Source organism: Dietzia sp. SYD-A1 (assembly GCF_015356725.1).
GTDB lineage: Bacteria > Actinomycetota > Actinomycetes > Mycobacteriales > Mycobacteriaceae > Dietzia.
Window position 1 is genome coordinate 1 of sequence record NZ_JADDKI010000298.1, and the last position, 5805, is coordinate 5805.

7 protein-coding genes and 1 tRNA gene are annotated in these 5805 nt (G+C 71.7%); 1 reads left to right on the forward strand and 7 read right to left on the reverse strand.

Translation table 11 applies throughout. The annotated features are described in order from the left end of the window. From IY392_RS12335 to IY392_RS12355, 5 genes are all read right to left on the reverse strand, one after another. Positions 1 to 289, reverse strand: a 289-nt coding sequence (locus tag IY392_RS12335; protein ID WP_194861375.1) for a nucleoside hydrolase, incomplete at its 3' end; no start/stop codon positions are given. Further along, the gene (locus IY392_RS12340; RefSeq protein ID WP_107756465.1) at positions 286 to 798 is read right to left on the reverse strand and encodes a DUF664 domain-containing protein; all 513 of its coding nucleotides are present in this window, start codon (positions 796 to 798) and stop codon (positions 286 to 288) included. The genes IY392_RS12335 and IY392_RS12340, both read right to left, overlap by 4 nt. A 42-nt stretch (positions 799 to 840) precedes the next feature. Next, on the reverse strand, positions 841 to 2289 hold the full coding sequence (locus IY392_RS12345; RefSeq protein WP_194861376.1) for an SDR family NAD(P)-dependent oxidoreductase: 1449 nt from the start codon (positions 2287 to 2289) through the stop codon (positions 841 to 843). A gap of 33 nt (positions 2290 to 2322) precedes the next feature. Then, positions 2323 to 3027 carry a hypothetical protein gene (locus tag IY392_RS12350; RefSeq protein WP_194861377.1) on the reverse strand — a complete coding sequence of 235 codons (705 nt, stop codon included), beginning with the start codon at positions 3025 to 3027 and terminating at the stop codon, positions 2323 to 2325. A gap of 77 nt (positions 3028 to 3104) precedes the next feature. After that, positions 3105 to 3190 (reverse strand) — tRNA-Leu (locus IY392_RS12355). 187 nt (positions 3191 to 3377) lie between these two features. Between IY392_RS12355 and IY392_RS12360 the strand changes: the two genes are divergently transcribed. Then, positions 3378 to 3920, forward strand: coding sequence for a YbhB/YbcL family Raf kinase inhibitor-like protein (locus tag IY392_RS12360; protein ID WP_194861378.1), 543 nt, complete (start codon positions 3378 to 3380; stop codon positions 3918 to 3920). Positions 3921 to 3923: 3 nt separating this feature from the next. On the opposite strand, the gene IY392_RS12365 is transcribed toward IY392_RS12360, so the two are convergent. Both IY392_RS12365 and IY392_RS12370 read right to left on the reverse strand, forming a co-directional pair. Further along, positions 3924 to 4991, reverse strand: a complete 1068-nt coding sequence (locus IY392_RS12365) for a quinone-dependent dihydroorotate dehydrogenase (RefSeq protein WP_182612576.1) — start codon at positions 4989 to 4991, stop codon at positions 3924 to 3926. 34 nt (positions 4992 to 5025) lie between these two features. Then, the coding region (locus IY392_RS12370; RefSeq protein WP_194861379.1) for a hypothetical protein at positions 5026 to 5805 on the reverse strand (780 nt) is incomplete at its 5' end.

Consider the following 5805-nt stretch of genomic DNA (forward strand, 5'->3'; position numbering starts at 1 on the left):
TCTCCGGCGTGAACGCGTGGGGCACGACCGTCGCGCCGGCGGCCCCGGCCGACACGGGGACGGGGGGAGCGCCCGCCAGGTCCAGCCAGGCCAGAGCGTTGCGGACCGTGTCCTCGATGCCGACGTTGCCGGCCGTGCACACGAGCCCTGCCAGGTCGATCGACCCGGCTCGGTGCTCGGCCACCAGGTAGGCGATCGCCAGGGCGTCGTCGATCCCCGGGTCGCAGTCGAGCAGGACCGGGATCCGGCCGGTCCGACCGGAGTCCATCCCGCCGGGGGAGGAGGTCACCGGGGGCCGGCGGACAGCAGGACGTCGCGGGTGACCTCAAGGTGACCGAGGTGGGTGGCGACGTCGTGGAGGATGTGCGCCAGCACCCACTCCACGGTCAGGGTGCCGGCGGCCCGGGCCCGTTCCACCGGGAACGCCGTCCCGGCGGGATGTGCGAGGTCGCCCCGCAGCAGCGCCGCCGTGGTCCAGTCCGGGACCCGGTCGGCCAGTGCGGACAGCCTGTCGAGTTCGGGCTCGACCGGCCCGTCGTACGTGAACTCCGACTCCCGGTGTCGGCGGACCTCCTCACCGCCGAGGCACGCCGCCCCCCAGGAGGTGAGGACCCCGCAGAGATGACGGACCGTCGCGGCAGCGGAGTTGGTCGGGTGCGCCGCCCCCACCGCCGTGGGTCGCGAATGGACCAGGGTGTCCGGGCCGTCCCCGCCGAGTTCGGTCACCACCTCGCGCAGCGCGGGCAGGAGCTCGGTGGTCAGGATGAGGTGCACTGCCGCCGAGGTGGGTGAGTCCATGCCGACGATCCTATTGTCCCGGCCGCCGGGTGTCCGGATCGCTCACCACGGGCTGGGTCGGAAGTCCTTGAGGAAGCACCCGTAGAGGTCCTCGCCGGCCTCACCGCGCACGATCGGATCGACCACGCGCGCCGCCCCGTCCACCAGGTCGAGAGGAGCGTGGAAGCCCTCCTCGTGGAGCCGGACCTTGGTCGTGTGCGGCCGCTCGTCGGTGATCCACCCGGTGTCCACGGCGGTCATGAGGATGCCGTGCTCGGTGAACATCTCCTCGGCGGAGGTGCGGGTGAGCATGTTCAGGCCCGCCTTGGCCATGTTGGTGTGCGGGTGCCCCGCGCCCTTGTAGCGCCGGGAGAACTGCCCCTCCATGGCGGAGACGTTGACGACGTACTTGCGCCGGGCGCCCGACGCCGCCAGCGCGGGCCGCAGGCGGGAGACCAGGATGAACGGCGCGACCGAGTTGCACAGCTGCACCTCGAGCATCTCCATGGGCTCCACCTGGTCGACCGTGGCCACCCAGCTGTTGTGGTCGACCACGTCCGGCAGCAGCCCGCCGGCGTCGATGGCGGTGCCGGCGGCCACGCGGTCCAGGGACGCCGACCCGGCCAGGAGTGCCTGCTCGGCGATGTGTCCGGCCTCGCGTTCGGCCTCGTCGGAGCCGATGAGCGCGGATTCGCCGCCCATCAGCGCGGCCGGGTGCAGCTCGGAGGTGCGGCCCATGGTGATCATGGGGATGTCTGCGGCCCGTCCGGTGAGGGGTACGGACTCGCCGTCCACGAGTCCGGAGTACGACCCGGGGGACCGGCGCACCGTCTGGGCGGCGTTGTTGATGAGGATGTCCAGCGGCCCGGCGGCGGCGACCTCGTCGGCCAGTGCCACGACCTGGGCGGGATCGCGCAGGTCCACACCGATCACGTGGACCCTGTCGGCCCAGTCCGCGTGGTCGGGCATCGAGGCGAACCGTCGGACGGCGTCGCGGGGGAAGCGGGTCGTGATGGTCACGTGAGCCCCCGCCCGCAGCAGCATGAGGGCGATGTACATGCCGATCTTGGCGCGCCCCCCGGTGAGCAGGGCCCGCCGCCCGGTCAGGTCCATGTCCGGGTCCCGCTTCGCGCGGTTGGCCGCCGCGCACTCCGGGCACAGCTGGTGGTAGAAGGCGTCGACCTGCGTGTAGAGCTGCTTGCAGACGTAACAGGCCACCGCGCGCTGCAGGTGCCCGGCCACGGCTCCCGGAGTGTTCGAGACCAGGCGGATCCCGGCCGTCTCGTCGTCGATCCGGGTGGGCGAGCCGGTCGCGGTGGCCTCGATGACCGCCTTGTCCGCCTCCTGCCGGGCGCGGCGGACCTCGTTGCGGCGAGACTTCTTGAGCAACTTGAACATGTGGCCGACCGAGCGCTGCACCCGGATGGAATCGGGGTGGTCCTCCCCGAGCGCCGCCGCCTGGTCGAGGACGCGCTGGAGGGTCTCGAGGTCGTCCGGATCGATGCCTGTCACCAGGACACGGTACGACGACGAGGCCGCCGGTCCCTAAACCGCTCGCGCCCGCAGGGTGGGCGCACGGCCTGCCCTGAGCCCGGCGAGCACCTCCTCCACGGCCGGCGGCTCCCGGTGACCCCCCGCGTCAGCGGGAGGCGGGGTGAACCCGTGGCGAAGGGCGTAGGCATCGGACACCAGCTGCGCGTGGGCCTCCACCGGGAACATCCACGGGGCGCGGTTCACTCCGGCCCGGTCGCGGGTGGCGCAGTCGTGTGGACCCCGGTCGAGGGCCGCGCGCCAGTCGTAGGCCCGGCGCCCCTTCAGCGCCTGTTCGGCGAGCGCGATGACCACGTATCGGGGACCGATGACCCGGCCCTGCCAGACGTGGACCAGTTCGTGGACCAACGTGGGGGTGGCCCTGGGGTGATCGTCGACCCCAGCCCGCGGTCTCACCACCCCGGCGTCGACGCCCAGATAGATCAGGCCCGGCAGGGCGAACGCCCGCGGGTGGGCCACCCCGGGCACGTGTCCCCGCCGGATCATCACCGCAGCGGGGTCGATGGTGTGGCCGAAGAAGGCGCAGAGGTCGCCGCGGACCTCGGGGGGTAGGTCGAGGGGAGGGGGAGCCAGGCCCAGTGAGTCGAGGCGCCGATCCGCGGCGCGAGCGGCGGTGCCGGTCAGCCACCCGAGCGCGTCCGCCACCCGTCCGGCGACAGTTCTCGCGACGTCGGGCCGGCGTCGGCGGGGTGCGGCCATCGGGGGACCTCCCGGGGAGACAAGTGGGCCCCGGGTCCTCACGGATCCGGGGCCACTTCTACTGTCTCGACACAGTGTGCGCGAGGGGGGACTTGAACCCCCACGTCCGTTAATAGGACACTAGCACCTCAAGCTAGCGCGTCTGCCATTCCGCCACTCGCGCTCGCACACTGGTGACCTGCACCGGATCTTCCCCGGCTTGGTCGTGCGAGGAATGACACTAGCCGATGCGCGAACCGTGGGACAAATCGGACCCCGCTCCCACCCGACGCCGTCCGGTCATCGCTGGTAGACAAGGACGAGACCGGCCGGGGACACCTCCCCGCACCGTCCGACCCAGGAGGATGACGATGACCGACTTCCGCGTGCCGAACCCCTACGACGCACTTCCGGACCTCCCCGCCCTCGAGGTGACGAGCGAATCCTTCGTCGAGGGCTCCACCCTCTCGTCCGGGCAGCTCGGCGGGAAGATGGGAGTCGAAGGCGGCGAGGACAAGTCGCCTCAGGTGAGCTGGAGTGCCGGACCGGAGGGGACCCGGACCTACGTGGTGACCGTGTTCGACCCCGACGCGCCGACCGCCTCGGGGTTCTGGCACTGGTCGGTGGCCAACATCCCCGCCGACGTGACCTCGCTACCGGAGGGGGCGTGCACCGGCGACGACACCGCGGGCCTGCCGGAGGGGGCCGTCGTGGTCCGCAACGACGCCGGGTTCAAGGGATTCGTGGGAGCGGCCCCACCCGAGGGGCACGGTCCGCACCGATACATCCTGGCCGTTCACGCCGTCGGCGACGAGATCGAACTCGGAGAGGACGCCTCCTGCGCCTTCGTGGGGTTCAACCTCTTCGGGCAGGGCCTGGCCCGCGGGACCGTCACGGCGCTCTTCGAGCAGTAGGGGTCAGCTGACCGCCGAACCGACGGCCTCCGCCAGGGAGGCGAACCCGCCCTGCCGGAGCCGGCGGGCGACGAGCTTGTTGGTCCCACGGATGAGATCGGGTCCGGTGAACACGAAACCGGTGTACGTCTGGACCAGATGAGCACCGTGGGTGATGCGGTCCCACACGTCCTCCGGGGTCTCGACGCCGCCCACCGAGATGAGGACGATCCGATCGCCGGCCCGCTCGTGGATCCGGGCGAGCACCTGGCGGGACCGGGCCGCGACGGGCGCCCCCGAGATCCCTCCCGCACCCATCGCCTCCACGACGGCAGCCGGTGTCCTGAGCCCGTCCCGGGAGATGGTGGTGTTGGTGGCGACGATGCCCGCGAGGCCCAGCTCCATGACGAGGTCCGTGACCGCGTCGATGTCGTCGTCGTCCAGGTCGGGCGCGATCTTGACCAACACGGGGATCGTCGCCACGTCACGGACCGCGGTGAGGATGGGGCGGAGTGAGTCGACCGCCTGGAGATCCCTGAGGCCGGGGGTGTTGGGGGAGCTGACGTTGACCACCATGTAGTCGGCCAGCCCGGTGAGCACGCTGGCGGACGCCACGTAGTCGCGGACCGCGTCCTCCGGGGGCACCACCTTGGTCTTACCGATGTTGATCCCCACGGGGTCGCTGCTCCGGCGCCTGCGCAGATTGTTGGCCGCGTTGCCCGCGCCGTGATTGTTGAAGCCCATCCGGTTGAGGATCGCCCGGTCCTCCGGCAGCCGGAACAGACGGGGCGCCGGATTCCCGGGCTGGGGTGACGCGGTGACCGTGCCGACCTCGCTGAACCCGAACCCGATCGCACCCCACGAGTCGACGGCCGCGGCGTTCTTGTCGAAACCGGCGGCGAGGCCGAGCGGCCCGGGGAACCGGCGCCCCAGGACATCCTGGGCCAGGATCGGATCCCGGACACCGAGGACCCGGCGCACGAGCGAACCCAGCGGTGGTACCAGGGTCAACAGCTTGAGAAAGCCGAAGACCAGGTGGTGGATCCGTTCCGCGGGAAAGCGGAACAGCACACTCTTCATCAGCGAGTACACGGTCCTCCTCGATGGGGCGTGGGTGGTGCGTCGATCAGCTCGACGGCTCCGGGAGCTCTGGCCGCATCAGGTGCAGTCCCGCACCGTCGGCGGATCCGACGACCACCGTCCCGGAAGCGGTGACCACCAGGGAATCGGGTTGGCGCACCGTCGCGATCTCGGCCCGCCGTACCCCCGTGCCGTCGCCGAGATCGTACGCCTGGACGGTGTTGGTCCCGGTGGAGGTGACCCAGACGACGTCCCGGGTGGGGTCCCCGGCGACCGCCCAGGGCGCGGCCGCGACCGGGAACTGCTGATGGAGCCGGATCGGCGAGGTCGAGTAGACCAGCAGTGTGTCCCCCACGGTGTCGCTGGCGACGATGGTGACATCCCCGTACTCACCGAGCATCCCGGCTCCTCTGCCGGCGCGCAGGAGCGGCCCGGCCCCGGATTCGTCCAGATCGATGCTGGCGATGACGGTGTCCGGTCGGCTGAACGCCGTGACCGAACCGTCCCGGGCCACGCTGATCCGATCGACCGACGTCAGACCACCGACGCGATGCCGCTCGGCCCCGTCGGGGTCGCGGACCACCACCTCGCCGCCGGGGGCGCCCGTGAGGAGCCGACCGTCGGTGGTCACGGCCGCCGCGGTGACGGGTCCGAGCCCCGAGATCTCGCGCGAGTCACCGTCCGGTGAGACGACGACGACGCCGTCACCGAAGGGAACCAGGACCGTCCCGTCGAGCGCGGCCGTGGCGGTGCCCGCGTCCGCGGGCAGCTCGACGGTCGTCTCGGGGATCCACCGGATGCCGTCCACCCGGGCGATCTCCAGGGC